Source organism: Mesorhizobium sp. WSM4816, from assembly GCF_055811535.1.
In genome coordinates this window covers 45,404-64,144 of record NZ_JBVVQR010000033.1, presented here as the reverse complement: position 1 = coordinate 64,144, position 18,741 = coordinate 45,404, and the positions used below count along the sequence as shown (strand labels likewise).

Here is an 18,741-nt window from a genome sequence, read left to right as displayed (position 1 = left end):
GCACTGTCACCTCAACCGAATGCACAAACTACTTCATCGAGGCCGGTTATGCGCCAACCTAAATTCATCCCGCTCTAGTGGGATCAGTCAACCCTTGCCTCCGATTGCCGCTATGGTTCGGACCAGCCTGTCCGCGACACAGGTCGATGCTCCAGCCGCCATGAGCATCTGCGGCAGGATCAACCATTCCAGCGTCCAGGCTGCACCAGAGCGCTCTTGCTCATGGATCAGCGCATGATGCATTCCCGACAATTGGACTGCGTTGAAGCGGGCAAGCGTCACCAGCATCTCGGCGTCGACGGGATTGCGCTTGTGCGCCATGGCGGACGACGAACCGCCGCCCGCCCGTTGCAGCTCGTCGCCTGCCTGCGCCATCAGCGCGATGTCCTGCCCGAACTTGCCGAGGCCGCCCGTCACAAGCGACAGCCAGTTGGCCAGTTCCGCGATGCGGTCGCGCTGGCTGTGCCACTGCGGCGCGTCGCCAAGGCTTAGCCGCCGGGCCAGCGCGGCACGGATGGCGGCGCCCTTGTCTGCGAACTTCTCGAGCGTCCCGGCGGCGCCGCCGAACTGGACGACGAGGACCGATCCTCGCACCGATTGAAGCCGCTCGTGGTGGCGCACCAGCGGTTCGCGCCAGCTTGCGACGCGGTCGGCTACGGAAATCGGAATTGCTGCCTGCATGCGGGTTCGGGCCATCAGCGGGCGATCGCCAAACCGATGGCCGAGATCGGCGAAGGCGACCACCAGAGCCGAAAGCCGTTCTTCCAACAGGTCGATACAGGGGCGAATTCTCAGGATCATCACCGTGTCGATCACGTCCTGGCTAGTCGCACCGAAATGCACATGCTCCGAATGCGGCTCTCCGACAGCATGCCTGATCTGCCGCACGAGCTCCGGCACCATGACGCCGTCGCGCGCCGTTGCGTCCCTCAGGGCCTGGATTTCCGGCCGGAAGTTGTCGAGGACGCGCCCGATTGCGCTTGCTGCAGCCGCCGGGACGATGCCGAGCGCAGCTTCTGCGTCGGCGAGCGCCTTCTCGAATTGCAGCATCGTCGCAAGTTCGGCCTCGACGCCGAGCAGCGTCGCCATCTTCTCATCGCCGAGAAGCCCGGACAGGAGGGGATTGTCGAATGCTGCGATCATATGTCGAAGAAGACCGTCTCTTTGATGCCCTGGAGATGGATGTCGAACCTATAGATGTCGCCATCGCGCGGCGCGACCAGCGTTGACACGCGCTCTTTCTGCTCAATGCGCATCAGGACGGGATCCTCGGCGTTGGCGGTTTCCTCATCGCCGAAATACATACGGGTGTGAAGGCCAATGTTGATTCCGCGCGCGACGATCCAGACCGTCAAATGCGGCGCCATCTTGCGGCCGTCAAAAAACGGCACGCGACCGGGTTTGATGGTTTCGAACAGGCATTCGCCCGTCGTCATGTCGGTGGGCAGCCGGCCCCAGCCGGTAAAGTTCGGGTCGGCGGAGCCGCGCAGATCCGAGGGCGAATTGTAGATGCCGGCAGCGTCCGCCTGCCAGATCTCCACGAGCGCGTCCTTCAGCGGCGAGCCGGCGCCGTCGATCACTCGGATGTTGACCCTGATGCGTTCGCCCCTGGTCCTGTCGTTGACCATCGCGGTGCCAAGGTCGCGTTCATAGACGCCCGAGATACCGGCAAAGTTGGGCGTCAGCCCGATATGGACATAGGGTCCCGCGGTCTGCGAGGCGCTTTCCTTCAGCCGGCCGAGAGCCTGGACCATCAGTTGCCCTCGATGCGGTTTTCGAAAAGCGTCGAGCGGCGGCCGCGCAGTACAATGTCGAATTTGTATGCCCGCGCATCCATCGGTATCGTTGCCTCCATGTCGAGCGCGGCGGTGAGGCCTTCAATGGCGCGGCGGTCGTTGATGGTCCGCACGATCGGGCACCTCCAGATCATCGGGTCGCCCTCGAAATACATCTGGGTGATCAGGCGCTGCGCGAAGCCGTGCCCGAAGATCGAGAAATGGATGTGCGCTGGACGCCAGTCGTTGGGTCCGTTGGGCCAGGGATATGGCCCCGGCTGGATCGTGCGGAAACAATAGGAGCCATCCTCGCCGGTGATCGTGCGGCCGCAGCCGCCGAAGTTCGGATCGAGTGGCGCGCGATAAGTCTCCTTCTTGTGTCGATAACGTCCGCCGGCGTTGGCCTGCCATACCTCCACCAGCGCACCGGCGACGCCGATGCCGCGCTCGTCGAGCAGGCGGCCATAGACGAGGATGCGTGGCCCGATCGCGCTTTCGCCCGGCCCGGCAAAATTGTGTATGAGGTCATTGTCCAGTTCACCGAGAATACTTTGGCCGAAGACCGGCCCCGTAAGCTCCGACAGCGTGTTGTCGAGGGAAAGAAGCGGCCGTTGCGGCGAGCGCAGAACGGACGTCTTGTAGGCCGGCGTGAAGGCCGGCGGATGCCAGTTGCGGTCGCGCGGAAAGAAGGCGCCGATTTCCGGCGTGCGGTTGGCGGGAAAGCGCGACTTGGTCATGATTAGCCGGCCTGAGCGTCGATTTCGTCGAACGTCTTCCTGGCGATCTTCATCGCATGATTTGCCGCCGGCACCCCGGCATAGATTGCCACATGCAGCAGCGCCTCGCGTATGTCGTCGCGCGTCGCCCCGGTATTGACGCTGGCGCGGATATGCATCGCAACCTCTTCGTCCTGCTTCAGCGCGGCGAGCAGCGCGATGGTGATCATGGAACGCTCGCGCCTGGAGATGTTAGGCCGCGACCAGACGTGGCTCCATGCAGCCTCCGTGATCAGTTCCTGGAAAGGAATGTCGAATTCGGTCTTGGCCGCCTCTGCGCGGTCGACATGGGCGTCACCCAGCACTGAACGGCGCGTCGCCATCCCTTCGACGTATCGGTCGCCGTGTCGTGGCTTGCTCATTTGCGCTCTCTTGGCATGTCGTTCAGGAAGCCACGGATCAGCCCGGCCAGCCTTTCCGGCTGCTCGACGCATGGGATGTGGCCGGCACCGGAGATGACCTCGAATCGTGCGGCGGGGATTGAGCGGGCCAGCGATTCCACCAGTTCAGGCGGCGTCGATCCGTCCTGATCGCCGACAATGCAGAGTGTCGGCACTTTGATCGCGGCGGTCGTCGCGGTGAAATCGGCGTCGCGGATCGCCGCGCAGGCAGCAGCGTAACCGGCCGGATCCTGGCGCGTCAGCATCGTTTTATGACCCGCCAGTTCCTCGCCGCGATTGTTATGGAAATCCGGCGTGAACCATTTTCGCATCACGTCGTCGGCAAAGCTGGCGATGCCCTCCGACAGGGTCGCATTGATGCGCCCGTTCCACATCTCGGCTGTGCCGATTTTCGCTGCCGTATCGCAAAGGATCAATCCCTCGATCAAATCCGGCCGCGTCTTGTAAAGGCATTGCGCAATGACGCCGCCGATCGAAAGCCCGCAGATCACCGCGCGCTTTACGCTGAGATGGTCGAGCAGCCCTGCAAGGTCCGTCGCATGGGTCTCGATTGTTTGCGGCGCGCCACCCAGTTCGCTCAGGCCGTGTCCGCGCTTGTCGAACGCAACGGATGTACAGTCGTCGGCCAGCCTTCGCTCGACCTCGTTCCAGATGCGCATATCCGTGCCGAGCGAGTTCGCGAAGACGACCGTCGGCCTGCCAGTTTTGGGACGATGCCGGTAGTGGATCGTCGCGCCATTGATGCGAGCAAAGTTCATACTTGTCATAGCTTTGGCATTCCTTTGGGCCGCATCAGCCGTTTTTGCGCGGCGATGCGGAATGGTGCGTTCGGCGCACCATAGCCTGCATACGCGCCGCGCCGTTCAACGAACTCGATAATGAATCCCTCTCCGAATGTCGGCGCATAGAGCTGAAAAAATTCGCCGTTGTCGTCGCGGTCATAAAGGATGTTGGCCGAGCGTAACCGATCGGCGACCTCCGGATCCAGACCGAAGCGCGCTTCTACGTCGTCGTAGTAGTTCATCGATATCTGAAGCGGTTCGAAGCCGTTGGCCTGCAGCTTCGCCGCCGTCGCAAAGATGTCATCCGTCGCGAGTGCCAGATGCTGGACGCCGGAACCAAAGGTTTCGGCGATGAAATGGCCGGCCAGGGTGCGGTGACTCTCGGCGCCGTTCAGCGTGAGGCGGAAGCGCTTGTCCAGGCCTTCGATGACCTGGCTGCGCACGAGGCCGGCCGGATCGACGATGTCGACCATCGGAGTCTTGGTCGTCCTGAAGATCGAGACATAGAACAGCAGCCAGCTCGGCATCTCCTCTTGTGCCATGGTCTGCCCGACATGATCGATACGGGTGAGGCCGACGCCATTGCTGGAACTTGCCGACGTGACCGGCGTGAACTCCATGTCCCAGACCTTCGCCAGGTCGGTCTTGGCATCGAGGAAGTAGATCAGTCCGCCGCCGACGCCGCGGATCGCCGGGATCGACAACTCGCCGGGCCCGACCCGCTGGTGAAAGATCTCCGCGCCCAGTGCCTCGGCGCGCGCCACCGTGGCGGCGGCGTCCTCGACCTTCAGGCCCATTGCGTATGCCGACGTGCCATGGACAACAAAGGAAGAATGGGCAAAGCCCTGCCGCTCGGTATTGATGACAATATTGATCTCGCCCTGGCGGTAGAGCGTGACGTCCTTCGAGACGTGCCGACCGGCCTCGACAAAGCCGAGCATGCGCAACAGCGATCCAAGCTGTCCGGCGTCCTGGCGATCGGTCGCGAACTCGATGAACTCGACCCCTCCAACTCCGATGCGGTCGGGCATGGGCGGGATAGCCATGTCAAGTGCCGGTTCTTCACGCCGCACCTGATCCATCAACCATACGAGCGAACGCCGTCCGTCGACGGAGATCGCCTTTGCCGACCCGCCACGGAACTGGTCGTTGAAAATCTCGAGCGACAGATAGCCGTCATAACCGGTTGCGGCGACCGCCTGCATGAACTGTCGCACCGGCAGATCACCTTCGCCTGGCATGTTGCGGAAGTGCCGGCTCCAATAGAGCAAGTCCATTTCGATCAGCGGCGCGTCGGCGAGTTGGACAATGAAGATCTTGTCCGCGGGTATCGAACGGATCGAGCCAAGTTCAATCCTGCGGGCCAGCGTGTGGAAGGAATCGAGAACCAGCCCGACGTTCGGATGGTCAGTCCTGCGCACGATTTCCCACGCATCGCGATGATCGTTGACGTGACGCCCCCAGGCCAATGCCTCATAGCCGACGCGCAGACCGCGCCTGGCGGCGCGCTCGCCAAGCTCGTGAAAATCCGCCGCCGCCCGGTCGATCCCGCCAAGCGAGACCGGCGACACCGACGAGCATACCAGCATCAGGTCGGTGCCGAGTTCCTGCATGACGTCGAACTTGCGCTCGGCACGATCAAAGGCGCGGTTGCGCTGCGGCTCCGGCAAACCCTCAAAATCCCTGAACGGCTGGAACAGCGTTATGGTCAGACCTGCGTCACCAGCCATTCGGCCGACGTCGCGCGGTGAGCCGTCAAAGGCGAGGAAATCGTTCTCGAAGATTTCGACACCGTCGAAGCCCGCGGCGGAAATTGCCGCGAATTTCTCCGCCAGGTCACCGGCGATCGACACCGTCGCGATCGACGTCTTCAAACGCGCCTCCTCCCTGGTTTGTCGTGAACGAACCAGTTCGTACATAACTAAGGCAACGCTGCCAGCACCGCAAGTTTCGGCGCGCTCAGCGTTCTGCGGGAGCTTCGTCCTTCGCGACAAAACGCAACAGCATCTCGACGCTGTTGCGTTTGAGCCGCTCGAGTTGTGCCGGGGCGCCGAAGTCGCGTCCGAAGATCATCGAAAAGGTGGTGCGATTGGAAACGTTGAAGAAGCACAGCGCGCTTACTTGCCAATGGAGTTCGATCGCGTCGAGTCCCGGCCGGAAGACGCCCTCTTCGACACCGCGTGAATAGATGCGAGAGATGTGGTCGATCGCCGTCACGTTCAGTTCGCGGATCGCATCCGATTGTTGGAGGTATTGGCCGTGATGGATGTTCTCGATCATCACCATGCGGATGAATTCCTCGTGTCGGTGATGGTGGTCGAAGGTGAACTCCACCAGGCGCGTCAGTGCCGCCACGGGGGGCAGACCTTCGATATCAAGTTGAGCCTCGCCCTCGCGCACCTGACGATACGCGTTCTCGAGCGCGCGCAGGTAGAGGCCTTCCTTGTCGCCAAAATAGTAGTAGATCATGCGCTTGCTGAAGCGTGTGCGCGCTGCAATCTCGTCTATGCGCGCGCCCGACAAGCCGTTCAGGGCAAACTCCTTGGAGGCGATCTCCAGGATGTTGCGGCGCGTGCCCTCAGGGTCCTGGATACGCGTCGTGCTCGAGTCCGGCTTCGGCTTTCGTTCTTTCTTGATAACGGCCATGCAGTTGAATTCCCGCCCCGGCGTGCCGGCATTTGACTAAACTAACCAGTTAGTACATCATTCGCAAATCACGACAGACTCATTTACCGGCGCGTTTGGCGTGAACACAAGGGCGATCCAGGAATTGCCGCATTTGGGCTGGGAGGCGGCCCGCACAGGGAGGAATTTCGGGAGATGGGCGACAGCCTTGTCGACCTGCTTTGCCGTCTTGCCGACGAGCACAAGGGCGCCGCCAGCGGCGACAGCGAAAAGGTCGTGATTGGCCTCGTCGGACGCGGTATTCAGTCCTCGCGCACTCCCGGCATGCACGAGCGGGAAGCCCGGCGCCTCGGCATCGGCTATTCGTACCTTTTGCTCGATTTCGACCGGCTCGGATTTCCCGACGCGGCGATCGGCGACTTGATCGCGGCGGCGGAGATTGCAGGCTTTCATGGCCTCAACGTCACGCATCCGTTTAAACAGGCTGTTATGCCCGTCCTGGATGCGCTGTCGCCGGAAGCGCGCGCGATAGGCGCGGTGAATACGGTCGTCTTTGCTGGCGGACGCAAGGAAGGCCACAACACCGACGGCTGGGGTTTCGCGGAGAGTTTTCGCGAAGCGATGACAGGTGCATCGATGGGCTGTGTCGCAATGTTCGGCGCCGGCGGAGCGGGCGCCGCAGTCGCAAACGCGCTGATGCAAATGGGCGTTGGCCGGCTGTTCGTCCTCGACAGCCAACCCGGTCGCGCCTCGGATCTTGCGTCGCGCATGGGCGCCTTGTTCGGCGGTCGCGTCGAGACCTGGCCGGACCCGGCCGCAGCCGTGCGCATGGCAAACGGCATCGTCAACACGACGCCGGTGGGCATGGCGAAATACCCCGGAACACCGTTCGACACGGCTCTTCTGACAGCCGAAAAATGGGTCGCCGACATAATCTACTTTCCGACCGAAACAGAGTTGCTGGTCGCGGCCCGATCGATCGGCTGCAGAACGCTGCCGGGCATCGGCATGGCGGTCTATCAGGCCGTCCGCGCGTTCGAGCTCTTCACCGGGCGCAAGGCCGACCGCCGCGCCATGGCAGATCATTTCGAGGCCGCCGCATGAAGGCAATGTCGCCTATAATTGTATGAAGACCATAGGGAGGAAATCGACATGAAACCTGAAATGAACCGACGCCTGTTTATGCTCGCCGCCGGCGCACTCGCCGCCGCGACCGCCGTTCCCGCCTTCGCGCAGGACAAGCCGAAGCTGCGTTTCTCGGCCGTGTTCTCGGAGCAGGACATCCGGGCCGAGATGATGAAAATGTTCGCCGAAGCCATCAAGGACGACTTTGCCTTCGAGGGTTATTACGGCGGCAACCTGTTCAAGCAGGGCACCGAACTTGTCGCCATCCAGCGCGGCAACCTCGAGATGGGCAACGTTGCCCCGCAGGACATCTCCAAGCAGATTCCGGCGTGGTCCATCGTCACCGCCGGCTACCTGTTCCGTGACGCCGCGCACGTGAAGGCGTTCTTTGCCAGCGATGCCGGGGCGGAGCTGAAGCGGATGGCCGAGGACCAGCTCGGCGTGAGGGTGCTCGGGCCAACCTATTTCGGCCTGCGCCAGGTCGGTCTGAAGCCGGACAAGGAAATCAAGACTCCCGCCGACATGGCAGGCATCAAGCTGCGCATGCCGGGTGGCGACGCCTGGCAATTCCTCGGCCAGGCGCTCGGCGCGAACCCTACGCCAATGGCCTACGCCGAGGTCTATACCGGCCTGCAGACAGGCGCAATCGACGGGCAGGACAACCCGTTGCCCAACGTCGAGAACATGAAGTTCTACGAGGTCATGTCGCAGATCGTATTGACCTCGCACCTTGTCGGATTCGACCTTCTCAGCATTTCGAAAAAAGTGTGGGACGAAATGGGGGCCGAGAAGCAGGCAAAGGTCCAGGCCGCGGCGGACAAGGCGATCGACTTCTCGACAGAGAAACACCTGACGCGCGAGAAGGAACTCGTTGAAACATTCAAGGGCAAGGGCCTGAAGATCTACGAACCCGATGTCGCAGCATTCCGCAAGCATGTGCAGGAGCAATATCTTGCCTCCGACCTGGCCAAGGAATGGCCTGCCGGGATGGTCGACAAGATCAACGCGCTTTGACGCGACGAACGCGCCGGCCGGTCCGCTTGCGACCGGCTGGCCGGTTTGGCCAGGCGCCCGTCAGGGAGGCATCATGAACCCGGGATTGAGAAAGGTCGGCGGCTGGCTCTACCGGCGCGCCGAGAACGCGATCGCCATCGCCATCGGCGCCATGTTCGCCGCGTTTCTGCTGCAGGTTGCTTTTCGCTACCTTCTCAACTGGCCGACCGGCTGGAGCAACGAGCTCACCGTCGTACTCTGGATCTGGGTTGTGCTGTTCGGCGCAGCGTTCGTCGTTCGTGAAGAAGAGGAAATCCGTTTTGATCTCCTCTACGCCACAGTCGGTCCGAACATCAGGCGGGTAATGACGCTTGCCTTCGCAATCGCTCTCGTCGCGCTCTATGGCTGGTCCTTTCCGGCTGTCTTCAGCTACGTGACCTTCATGAAGGTCGAGAGCACCGCCTACCTCAAGATACGCTTCGACTGGCTGTTCTCGATCTATCTCGTCTTCGTGGTCGCCGTGATCGCCCGTTACCTGTGGCTGGCGTGGCGTGCTCTGCGCGGCGAAGCACCGGCGGAATTCGACCCCACGAAAGCGAGCTCCGGCGTATGAATCTCGCGAGTCCCTTTTCGCTGTCAGTCGTTGCGATCACAGCGCTGGCCCTGCTTGGCCTGCCGATCGGTCACTCGATGATCGCTGGGTCGATCCTCTATCTCTGGCTTGCAGGGCTCGACATGGGCACGTCGGCCGAGCAACTCCTCAACGGGCTCTACACAAGCTACATTCTGCTTGCCGTACCGATGTTCATTCTCGCCGCGGAGTTGATGAACGCCGGGACCATGACCGACCGGCTGCTGCAATTCTGCAACGCCGTTGTCGGCCGTTTCCGCGGCGGTCTGGCGCAAGTCAACGTGCTGCAGTCGATCATCTTCGCCGGCATGTCCGGCTCGGCCATCGCCGACGCCGCGGGCACCGGCAAGATGATGCAGCAACTCATGACCAAGGATGGCAAGTACCCGGCGAGCTATGCCGCTGCGCTGACAGCCGTCACCTCCGTCGTCGGCCCGATCATTCCTCCGTCGATTCCTCTGGTCATCTACGCGCTGATCTCGGATGCATCCATCGGCTACCTGTTCATTGCCGGTATCGTGCCGGGCCTTCTTCTCGCCCTGTCGCAGATGATCATCGTCGCCATCGACGCGCGCCGGAAGAGCTTTCCGGTCGAGAAGCCGGTGCCGCTCAGGGAATTGCCGGGGATCACCTTGCGCGCATTTCCGGCGCTGATGCTGCCGGTCGTTCTGCTGGTCGGCATAAGGGGCGGCGTGATGACCCCGACCGAGGCCGCGGCGGTCGCCGCCGGCTACGCGCTGCTCATCTCGGTCGCGATCTATCGCAGCGTGACGCCGGGCCAACTCTACCATGCGCTTCTCAACAGCGCCCGCACCACGGCCTCGATCGGCATGCTCATCGCCGGCGCCCTGGTGTTCAACTACGTTGTCACGGTCGAGAACATTCCGCAGTCCCTGTCGGTGATCCTGAAGTCCTGGGATCTTTCGCCGATGGGTTTCCTGATCCTGGTCAACATCCTGCTGCTGATCCTGGGCTGCGTGCTGGAAGGGACGACCATCCTGCTGGTAATCGTACCGGTGCTGATTCCGACGGCGCAGGCGCTCGGTGTCGACATGGTGCATTTCGGCGTAATGGTCGTCGTCAACATCATGCTCGGGCTCGTCACCCCGCCCTACGGCTTGCTGCTGTTCATCATGACCCGCATCGCAGAGGTGCCGCTGCGCGACCTGGTGCACGACGTAATGCCGTTTCTCTACGCCATGATTGCCGCCCTGATGCTGATCACCTTCTTCCCATCGCTGGTGCTGTGGCTGCCGCGCCTGCTGGGCTATCAAGGATAGGACCATGACCAAGCCAATCTTCGTTCTCAACGGCCCCAATCTCAACCGGCTCGGCATGCGCGAGCCGGAGATCTATGGGCGGACGACACTCGCAGAAATCGAGCGGATGTGCCGTGACGCCGCCGGCGACCATCCGATCCGTTTTCACCAGTCGAACATTGAGGGCGAAATCGTCAATTGGGTGCATGAGGCGATCGACGACGGCGCGGGCATTTTGGTCAATCCCGCGGGTTTGAGTTTTGTTTCGATCCCGGTGCTCGATGCGCTCAAAATGTTTCCGGGCCCGATCGTCGAACTGCATATCTCGAACATCCATCGCCGCGAGGAGATCTATCATCGGTCGCTGGTATCGAAGGTCGCCACCGGCGTGATCGCGGGGCTCGGCGCCGCGGGCTATCCGCTCGCGATCCGCTGGCTCATGGACCAGATAGACGGATAGTTTGTCGCCATGCCTGAACCCTGTATCATCGCTGTTGCGATCACCGGCTCGCTGCCGCGCAAGGAAGACAATCCTGCGGTGCCGATCAGCGTGGCCGAACAGATCGAGTCGACCCAGGAAGCCTTTGAAGCAGGTGCGTCGCTGGTGCACATCCACGTGCGCAATGACGATCAGAGTTCATCGTCTGAACCAACGCGCTTCGCTGCTGTTCAGGCGGGGGTGCGTAGGCATTGCCCCGGTATGATCGTCCAGTTTTCGACCGGCGGGCGCGGTCGTGATCCTGCCGCGCGTGGCTCGGCACTTTATCTGAAACCGGACATGGCGTCGCTTTCGACCGGTTCGGTCAACTTCCCATCCATCGTCTACGAGAACCATCCCGCCCTGATCGGTGATCTCGCAACCGCGATGAAGGCAAATGGCGTGCTGCCGGAGATCGAGATCTTCGACCTCTCGCACCTTCACACTGCCAGGCGGCTGGCCGACGCAGGACTTTTAGGTGAGCGCCCGCACATCCAGTTTGTCATGGGCGTGCAAAACGCACTGCCTGCGCAGGAGAGATTGCTCGATGTGCTCCTCACGGAAGCGAAACTCCTGTTTCCACAATCCACCTGGACAGCGGCCGGAATAGGCCGCAACCAGACGATCGTCATGGAATGGGCGTTGGCGCGCGGAGCAGACGCAGTGCGCACCGGACTTGAGGACAATATCAGGATCACCAGGGAACGCCTGGCGCGCAGCAACGCCGAGCTTGTTGAAATCGCGGCGGCCTCAGTCGGGAAGTTTGGCCGGCGTGTGGCCACCGTCAACGAGGCGCGCCAAACGCTTGGTCTGGCGTCAGGATCGTAATTCCTGGGCCGCAACTTCGCGCCGCGCTGTCGGACCTGTTGCGCCTTGGCCAGCGTCCTGGAATTACGGTGACAGTGCACTATTTTCTTTCCCCGCCTGGCCGCGTTTTCCCGATTTCACGGCTTTTCCGGTTTGCTCGGCAATCCGGTCCAGAAGTGGTTCGCCGCCCTCCGGCCGTTCAGATGCCGACATCGGCAGCGCGGCGATGCTAGTCGAGCCGTGCGTTCAACTACACACAGGAAGGCCTCCGATCGGTAGGTGCGGCGAACGGCGGCAACGACGTGCGAATAGGATGGTTGAGTGTATGATCGAAAATGCCGTAGCTGCAGTCTAACGCGAAGCGAAATGCCGAGCGTCTGTGATCCATCGGTCATTGCAGCGGCGATGAACCGGAATCATGACCCCAAGCCGACCTTCAGCAACCCGTTTTGCTGCCCGATAGCCGGCGGCGCCCGGCGTGCCGCCGACGAGCTCGAGCGGTATCTCGACGACGCGCTCGGAGCATCGCGACCGATCGAACACAGGGGCGCTGAACCATGTCGACGACGGTCGCCGTACCCATACTTCGGCCTGCAGCACCGGCCGGAATCCGCTCCGCGGACTCCGGCCCGTCCTTCGGGTGGGCGATCCCCGTTCCGGTTTTCAGCTTGTCCCCCGTTCTCCCGGTCCTCGCCGGACAGGCAGGGGCAGGACGAGGCCTGCCCTGCCTTCCACTGGAAGGGAAAGAAGGGTGGCCGCTTGAAAAGGAGCTGATGCGGCATGGTTGAAGCGAGGATTGAGGGGGCCGGGCCCAGCCTGGCCGAAATTACAGAGCGGCATATCGCGGCGCAAAATTAGTGTGGCCCTGGGGTCTCAGAAGGCGCCTATCGTGACCCTTCGAATATCCCGGAAAGGGCCGCTGCATCAGACATTTAAGCGTTCCGGTGTCCCGGGGTTAATTTTCGGCGCGCTTTCACACTCAGAGACGACGGTTGATCAGAGTCTCATCCGCGGGTTGGAACATGAGAGACTACTTGATCTGAAGTTCCGGAGTTCCGGGAATTCATGCTTGTCCACCTTCCTCCGACTAGCCCCGCCGCTGCCGTCGCCGCAGGCCAGGCAAAGGCTGCGAGCGTTCCAGGCTCAGGCTGGGATCAAGGGTAAAGAGCTCCTGCGCGCGTCCGACGCCACGCAACGCGAACCGGCCGACTGAAACGAGCTTTTTGCGCTCCTCGCCGAGTAGCAGCTCGGCGAATTCCGATGAGCAAAGCATATTGCGACCGGCCGACTCGCACATGGAGCTGATCCGGCTGACCTCATTGACCGGCGGGCCGACAACGGTGAAATCGAGACGGTCCGGAGTGCCGATATTGCCGTAGAAGACCCTGCCGGCATGCAGGCCCAAGTGAATGTCGGCGACAGAAAGGCCATCGTTTTTGCGGCGTTTGGCAAGCTGCAGCAGCCGTGTGCGCATGTCGCGCTCTGCCTCCACCGCGGCGCGACAGGAATATTCGGGCCGCGAACTGGTGAAGATGGCCAGGACTCCATCTCCGATCAGTTTCAGCACATCGCCGCCGGCGGCCTTCACTGCGCCGATGACCGCTTCGGCGTAGTCATTGATCAACGGCACGAGTTGATCGTTTTGAACCGACTCGGACAGGTTCGTATAGCCAGTAATGTCGGAGAACCAGAGTACGGCGTTGATCCTCTTCACCGAGCCGTGGCGGATGCCGCCGCTCAGCACCTGGCGACCAGGCCCCCGGCCGAGATATGCCTCGACCAGCGTCTTGGTGAGCCTTGTCTGCGCAGCCGAACGAACCGCCAATCCCAGATGCGGTGTAAGCCGGGACAGAACAGCGACTTCCTCCTCCGAAAATCCACCCGGGCGCGCTGTGGTCCAGCGGGCGTAGAATGCATCGACATCCTCGACCCTCATCGCCTGCCGGATACGATAGACGATCGCAAGATAGTCCGTCTGGCCGGCATCGCGCAGCTCCTCGATCGCCGGAAAGCCGCGCGTTTCGCCTGCTTCGAGCCGGCAACGTAGGGTCAATTCACGCCGCCGCAGCATCTCCAGAAACGGGCTGCGCTTCCACAACTCCGCTCCCTTGCCCTCACGGCTCGACGGGTATTCTTCTTCGCGGAAGCTGATCGACTCGTCTTCGTCCCAGAAGAAGGCGCGTGCCTCGTGCATCGGGTGCAGCGTGTCGATCATCACAAACGCCTTGCCCAGCGGCAGCCCTGCTTCGACGCAACGCTCGCAGAAGGCCTGTACAAGCGATTCCTCGCTGCGGATGCCAAGCAGCCCAGCCTCCGCGAGCCAGGTGGCAATTTCATCGCAATCGCTGATCTTCATTGCCGACGATAGCTTCCCATTACACCGCAAAAACAGCGCCACGGTGTTTTATATCACATGCGCGGTCAACGGAGCACAAGCACGTCACCCGATGACAAGCTGATGCTTGCTGTCCTGGATCGGATGTTGTCGGTGCTCCAAATGGGGATTTACGAGTCTCGGCACGGACTCTGAACCGAACCGAGTAATGTTACCGCAATTCCGACAGCATGCGCACCCAACCGCGTATTCCCTTGCGAAGCCGATCGACACCGTACCGCTCGTTAGGGGCATGAATGGCATCGTCGGCGAGGATGAAGCCCGTGACGATGCAATTGAAGCAAAGGCGGTCGGTGAGGAGCCCGATCAGTGGAACGGTGCCGCCTGTTCCCTTGATCAGCGTCGGCTCTGGCCATTCTGCGTCAAGCGCTCGCGCCGTGGCTGCGATGTAGGGGCTGGCTTCGTCACCGTTCCCGCCGGCCCCCTCGAACACAACCTGACAGCCGGCAGGAAGGCGAGCCTCGACGAAGTTTCGAAACAAGGCGCGGATATGTTCCGGTCGCTGACCACCAACCAGGCGGAACGACAGTCGAGTTGTGGCCGATGAGGGTAGAACCGATCGTTCGCCGGGGCCTATATTGCCGCCCACGATGCCGTTGAAGTCGATGCCAGGACGTATGGAAGAGTTCCGAGACGACACCCCAGCGCGAAGCGAAAGAAAAAACGTCGGAAGAACCAGACGGGCGTGTCGCCGATGCGGGCGACGTCGGTGGCGGTCAGCCTTCGCCTGCGAGACGGAAGTGCAGGCGGACAGCGTTGCCCAGCAGACAGACCGCAACAGGCAGACTGGTGAGAAGCCGAAGCCATCCCAGGAATGAAAAGCCTCGTCATCCACAGGCGCACCGCGCCGTTCGACCGGCACGCCGTCACGATCGGCGAGCAGGACGCAGCATCCGACATCGCCCACCGCAAGATAGAGCCGGTCCAAGCTCGATTGGGCGGCCCGGACGAGCGGTTCAATGCGTTGCCGGGCCTCTCCCAATTCCGCCTCTGTCAGATGGCGTGGCGGGCCGAGCACGGCAAAAAGTCCACTGTCACCGAAATGCCCTTCACCGAAATACCCTTGCGCCGACACCACGGGATGGCGGCTGACGCTTCGCTCGTCTGCCCTGCCTGGCTCAACGCGGTCGCCGCAGCATCGGGACTTGCGTCGGCGATGAACCGACCTGGATCGCGCCGAGCGGTTCGAAGCCGTGGCGCCCGTAGAACGGAATGTTGCGCGGGTTCGAGGACTCCAGATAGGCGGGCGCGTGATCGCGATCGCACTGCGCGAGCGCGTATGCCATCAAGGCCTCGCCGTGGCCTTCGCCCTGATGCGCTGGGTCGACGCCGATCACGGGCAAGTACCAATGCGGTTCGGCCGGATGGTACTTGGCCATCTGCTCGAATACAGCGGCGACTTCAGGGGCAAGGGAGGGCGCAACCGTGCTCTCGACAACCGCACCGAGCCCTTCCTCGTCGGGATGCACACCGGGCGACAGCCACAACGCCGTCCCGACATAGCCATCGGTGCAAAAAGCGCTTCCGTTTGAGAATGCCCTGGCCCCGAAGGCGCGGACCATTCGCGGCATGGCCGCAAGGTACTGGTGTGCATGCGGCCAGGTCCATCGTGCCATGGGATCCGCTGCAAACGCCAGCGAGATTGTTCCGATCGCCGGATCTTCATCGGACGCGGCCATAACCCTCACTGTCGGCGATTTCATGCTGCCCTCCAAACGACGCAAATGATTCGACGAGGCGCCCGCGCCCTCAACGGGCGCCGCAACAAGCGGGCAGGGATCAGGCGGTGCATCGGAAACCGCCACATCCAGCTGCCATGTTTCGCCTCCGGCATTGAGTTTAACGCCTGACGCAACAAGTTGTTTCGAGAAACGGAAAGGAAGATCCCCGAGGAAGGAGACAGCAGCGATGACGAAACACAAGACCGGAACACGCGAGGAATGGCTCGGAGCGCGGCTCGCACTGCTCGAGGCGGAGAAAAGGCACATGCGGCAGAGCGACGAGCTGGCGCGACAGCGACAGGAGCTGCCCTGGGTTCGGATCGACAAGGAGTATCTGTTTGAGACCGAGGAGGGCAGCGCCTCGCTCGCCGACCTCTTCCAGGGGCGCTCGCAACTCTTCGTCTATCATTTCATGTTCGGCTACGGATACCGGCTCACCGATGAGCGCCAAGGATGCACCGGATGCTCCTTGATCGCCGATCACTTCGACTGCGTCATCCCCCACCTGAACGGCCGCGACATTACCCTGGTTTGCGAATCGATCGCCCCGTTGCAGGAGATCCAGGACTACAAGCGGCAAATGGGCTGGCGCTTCCCGTGGGTTTCGTCGCTCGGCAGCGATTTCAAATACGACCTCGGCGCCGCCTTCACCGAAGAGCAGCAGAGAGACGGCGCCGACTACAACTATCAGCGTGTCGACAGGGCCGAGCCGCAGAAGGAGGGAATGAGCGTCTTCGCGCTCCAGGACGGTGCCGTCTACCACACCTACTCGACCTACGCCCGTGGCACCGAGGCGTTTATGGGGGTCTACCGTTTCCTCGACCTGGCTCCGTGGGGAAGGAACGAGAACGGGCTCGAGTTCCCCCAGGAGTGGTGGCGCCGCCACGACGAGTACGGCAACCGCTGAGTGTCATGGGCACGACCGCGAACTACGGTGACGATGCACTATTTTCCTTCTGCCTGCCGTGCCTCGATCCGTAATGCCGCGGTGGGCGCAGATCCGCCTCCTGAAGATAGTGCGCGTCTACCCTGCCGCCGGCCGGTTAGCCCGGCGGCATCTTCTCGAAGGTCTTCAGCGCGGTATCGAGCTTGTCCCAGGGGAGGGCCCGGATACCGTACGTCACCACGGTCGGATTGAAGCGGCCCGGATCGTCGAGGCTTGCGGCATGGACCGTGATCACGTCCGGCATGGCGGCGTATGTCAGGTGTGTCGGCGTTCCGCAGACCGGGCAGAAGGAATGGATTTTCTCATTCCCGTTGTCCGCCGCGACACGCCAGTCCGTCGTCACGCCGGTGATCGTCACGTCCGCCCGCGACGCAAACGTCAGGTAAGATCCATGACCGGTGCCGCTTCTTTTCTGGCAATCGTGGCATTGGCAGTGGTTTTCGAAGATCGGGGCTGCCTTTGCCTCGTAGCGGACCGCGCCGCACGCGCATCCGCCGGTGTAGAGAGTGCTCATCTGCTCGGTCCTTTGTTCTGGATCAGGCCGCCAGTTCGGACGCGCGCGGCCTGGCGAAGACATCGATCGCCTGACCGGTTTCGAGGAAGGATTTCAGGCTGGAAAGGACGATCGGCCAACCCTTTTTGATGCCGTTCGCCATGCCGCTGCCGGCTTCGAGTTCGTCATGGCTGACGGTCAGCCGGACCATGGCCTCGTATTCCTCGAGCTCGAAGGTCACCCGGCTGTAGCTCGCCGGATCGGACGCCTGCGAAGCGTTTGCCCAGGTGATGACGAGACGGGTCGGCGGCGACACCTCGACGACCTTGCCGACGAGCTCGACGGTCCGTTCGTCATTGGCGCGGATGTGCTGCCAGTTCGAGCCGGGCTTCCAGTCGGAGACGTTCTCGTGGCCCCAGTAGCGCCGTGCGAGGTCCGGTTTGGTTATCGCCTCGAACACCTTTCCCGGTGTCGAGACAATATAGGTCGTGTAAGTAAAGCTGATCGTTTCCCTGGTCATTGCTACGCTCCTTTTGTTTCGCGAGCATAGGTAGACGGGGAAACCGGGTTCGTGTGAGTGACAATCTTGTCGCGAATTGCATCTGATATGAAAAAGGTTGACGCATGACGCGCTGGCAGCTTGCTCATGGACGGCATCTCGATCTTGGCGCGCAATCGTTGCTGATGGGGATTTTGAACGTCACGCCGGACAGTTTTTCCGACGGCGGAGAATTCGACCGGCCGGAGCGGGCGCTGCAGCAGGCGCGGCGCATGATCGGCGAGGGCGCGGCGATCATCGATGTCGGCGGCGAATCCACCCGGCCCGGCGCCGGCGCTGTTTCGGCGCGCGAGGAACAAGCGCGCATCCTGCCGGTCATCGAGGCGCTGTCGTCCGACGGCGACAGCCTGGTTTCGGTCGACACCTACAGGGCCGAGACGGCGCGGCTGGCGGTCGCGGCGGGCGCGCATATCGTCAACGACGTGCATGGCCTGCAGCGCGAACCCGACATCGCGCAGGTCGCGGCGGAAACCGGCGCCGGTCTCGTTATCATGCACACCGGGCGCGGCCGCGAAAAACTGGCGGATGTGATCGCCGACCAGTTCCTGTTCCTGAACAGATCGCTGGAGATCGCGCGCGACGCCGGCATCGCGGACGAGCGGATCGTGCTCGACCCCGGCTTCGCCTTCGCCAAGGACGGCGAGGAAAACCTCGCGCTCATGGCTCGCTTCGGTGAGTTGCGCGCGCTCGGTTTTCCATTGCTCGTCGGCACGTCACGCAAGCGCCTTGCCCGTCACCTGGTCGGCGGAAGTGACGAGGGGCGAGACGTCGGCACAGCGGCAACAAGCGTTATCCTGCGGCTGAAAGGCGCTGCGATCTTTCGCGTCCACAACATTGCCGTCAATCGCGACGCACTGGCATTCGCCGACGCGGTGCGCGAGCGCGAGACCGGGGAATAATGCGTGTCGCCCAAAAGCATGCCCTCGGGCCCTGACCCGAGGGTGCGCAGCGGTTTTGGGATAACGACACGCATAA

At 62.2% G+C, this 18,741-nt stretch carries 20 protein-coding genes; 8 read left to right on the top strand and 12 right to left on the bottom strand.

The annotated features are described in order from the left end of the window. Positions 1-87: 87 nt before the first annotated feature. The 7 genes from AC0L3H_RS26270 to AC0L3H_RS26240 all read right to left on the bottom strand — a co-directional run bounded on the left by AC0L3H_RS26270 (position 88) and on the right by AC0L3H_RS26240 (position 6,380). Positions 88-1,143, bottom strand: coding sequence for a 3-carboxy-cis,cis-muconate cycloisomerase (locus AC0L3H_RS26270; RefSeq protein ID WP_473587395.1), 1,056 nt, complete (start codon positions 1,141-1,143; stop codon positions 88-90). Next, complete coding sequence (gene pcaG, locus AC0L3H_RS26265; protein ID WP_473587394.1) at positions 1,140-1,754, bottom strand: protocatechuate 3,4-dioxygenase subunit alpha; 615 nt, start codon at positions 1,752-1,754, stop codon at positions 1,140-1,142. Before pcaG ends, AC0L3H_RS26270 begins: the two co-directional genes overlap by 4 nt. Further along, positions 1,754-2,512, bottom strand: a complete 759-nt coding sequence (pcaH, locus tag AC0L3H_RS26260; RefSeq protein WP_473587393.1) for a protocatechuate 3,4-dioxygenase subunit beta — start codon at positions 2,510-2,512, stop codon at positions 1,754-1,756. Before pcaH ends, pcaG begins: the two co-directional genes overlap by 1 nt. 2 nt (positions 2,513-2,514) lie before the next feature. Beyond that, positions 2,515-2,913, bottom strand: coding sequence for a 4-carboxymuconolactone decarboxylase (pcaC, locus tag AC0L3H_RS26255; protein WP_473587392.1), 399 nt, complete (start codon positions 2,911-2,913; stop codon positions 2,515-2,517). Beyond that, the gene (pcaD, locus tag AC0L3H_RS26250; RefSeq protein WP_473587400.1) at positions 2,910-3,710 is read right to left on the bottom strand and encodes a 3-oxoadipate enol-lactonase; all 801 of its coding nucleotides are present in this window, start codon (positions 3,708-3,710) and stop codon (positions 2,910-2,912) included. Before pcaD ends, pcaC begins: the two co-directional genes overlap by 4 nt. Before the next feature lie 5 nt (positions 3,711-3,715). Beyond that, positions 3,716-5,608, bottom strand: coding sequence for a bifunctional sugar phosphate isomerase/epimerase/4-hydroxyphenylpyruvate dioxygenase family protein (locus tag AC0L3H_RS26245; protein WP_473587391.1), 1,893 nt, complete (start codon positions 5,606-5,608; stop codon positions 3,716-3,718). 85 nt (positions 5,609-5,693) lie between these two features. Next, positions 5,694-6,380, bottom strand: coding sequence for a TetR/AcrR family transcriptional regulator (locus AC0L3H_RS26240; RefSeq protein ID WP_473587390.1), 687 nt, complete (start codon positions 6,378-6,380; stop codon positions 5,694-5,696). A gap of 174 nt (positions 6,381-6,554) precedes the next feature. On the opposite strand from AC0L3H_RS26240, the gene AC0L3H_RS26235 reads away from it, so the two are divergent. The 6 genes from AC0L3H_RS26235 (at position 6,555) to AC0L3H_RS26210 (ending at position 11,673) form a co-directional block, all read left to right on the top strand. Beyond that, the gene (locus AC0L3H_RS26235) at positions 6,555-7,463 is read left to right on the top strand and encodes a shikimate dehydrogenase (RefSeq protein ID WP_473587389.1); all 909 of its coding nucleotides are present in this window, start codon (positions 6,555-6,557) and stop codon (positions 7,461-7,463) included. Between the two features lie 48 nt (positions 7,464-7,511). Beyond that, positions 7,512-8,498 (top strand): TRAP transporter substrate-binding protein DctP, encoded by a 987-nt coding sequence (dctP, locus tag AC0L3H_RS26230; RefSeq protein ID WP_473587388.1) that lies wholly within the window; start codon positions 7,512-7,514, stop codon positions 8,496-8,498. Between the two features lie 73 nt (positions 8,499-8,571). Further along, positions 8,572-9,090, top strand: a complete 519-nt coding sequence (locus tag AC0L3H_RS26225; RefSeq protein ID WP_473587387.1) for a TRAP transporter small permease — start codon at positions 8,572-8,574, stop codon at positions 9,088-9,090. Then, on the top strand, positions 9,087-10,388 hold the full coding sequence (locus AC0L3H_RS26220) for a TRAP transporter large permease (RefSeq protein ID WP_473587386.1): 1,302 nt from the start codon (positions 9,087-9,089) through the stop codon (positions 10,386-10,388). The genes AC0L3H_RS26225 and AC0L3H_RS26220 overlap by 4 nt, the downstream gene beginning before the upstream one ends. A gap of 4 nt (positions 10,389-10,392) precedes the next feature. Further along, positions 10,393-10,827: a type II 3-dehydroquinate dehydratase gene (locus AC0L3H_RS26215; RefSeq protein ID WP_128166373.1), complete on the top strand. Its 435-nt coding sequence runs from the start codon at positions 10,393-10,395 to the stop codon at positions 10,825-10,827. Positions 10,828-10,836: 9 nt separating this feature from the next. After that, positions 10,837-11,673: a 3-oxoadipate:acetyl-CoA acetyltransferase gene (locus AC0L3H_RS26210; RefSeq protein WP_473587385.1), complete on the top strand. Its 837-nt coding sequence runs from the start codon at positions 10,837-10,839 to the stop codon at positions 11,671-11,673. Positions 11,674-12,739: 1,066 nt separating this feature from the next. Here the strand turns inward: AC0L3H_RS26210 and AC0L3H_RS26205 are convergent. From AC0L3H_RS26205 to AC0L3H_RS26195, 3 genes are all read right to left on the bottom strand, one after another. Continuing rightward, positions 12,740-14,008 carry an adenylate/guanylate cyclase domain-containing protein gene (locus AC0L3H_RS26205; protein WP_473587384.1) on the bottom strand — a complete coding sequence of 423 codons (1,269 nt, stop codon included), beginning with the start codon at positions 14,006-14,008 and terminating at the stop codon, positions 12,740-12,742. A gap of 190 nt (positions 14,009-14,198) precedes the next feature. Then, positions 14,199-15,125 (bottom strand): hypothetical protein, encoded by a 927-nt coding sequence (locus AC0L3H_RS26200; RefSeq protein WP_473587383.1) that lies wholly within the window; start codon positions 15,123-15,125, stop codon positions 14,199-14,201. Positions 15,126-15,165: 40 nt separating this feature from the next. Further along, positions 15,166-15,750 carry a GNAT family N-acetyltransferase gene (locus AC0L3H_RS26195; RefSeq protein WP_091596894.1) on the bottom strand — a complete coding sequence of 195 codons (585 nt, stop codon included), beginning with the start codon at positions 15,748-15,750 and terminating at the stop codon, positions 15,166-15,168. A gap of 205 nt (positions 15,751-15,955) precedes the next feature. Here AC0L3H_RS26195 and AC0L3H_RS26190 point away from each other — a divergent pair, with 205 nt between their 5' ends. Continuing rightward, complete coding sequence (locus AC0L3H_RS26190) at positions 15,956-16,675, top strand: DUF899 domain-containing protein (protein WP_473587382.1); 720 nt, start codon at positions 15,956-15,958, stop codon at positions 16,673-16,675. 136 nt (positions 16,676-16,811) lie between these two features. Here the strand turns inward: AC0L3H_RS26190 and AC0L3H_RS26185 are convergent, their stop codons facing one another. Both AC0L3H_RS26185 and AC0L3H_RS26180 read right to left on the bottom strand, forming a co-directional pair. Beyond that, positions 16,812-17,228, bottom strand: a complete 417-nt coding sequence (locus AC0L3H_RS26185) for a GFA family protein (RefSeq protein WP_473587381.1) — start codon at positions 17,226-17,228, stop codon at positions 16,812-16,814. 22 nt (positions 17,229-17,250) lie between these two features. Next, positions 17,251-17,727 (bottom strand): SRPBCC family protein, encoded by a 477-nt coding sequence (locus AC0L3H_RS26180; RefSeq protein ID WP_473510991.1) that lies wholly within the window; start codon positions 17,725-17,727, stop codon positions 17,251-17,253. Between the two features lie 104 nt (positions 17,728-17,831). Here AC0L3H_RS26180 and folP point away from each other — a divergent pair, with 104 nt between their 5' ends. Further along, positions 17,832-18,665: a dihydropteroate synthase gene (folP, locus tag AC0L3H_RS26175; protein ID WP_473587380.1), complete on the top strand. Its 834-nt coding sequence runs from the start codon at positions 17,832-17,834 to the stop codon at positions 18,663-18,665. Positions 18,666-18,741: the final 76 nt, after the last annotated feature.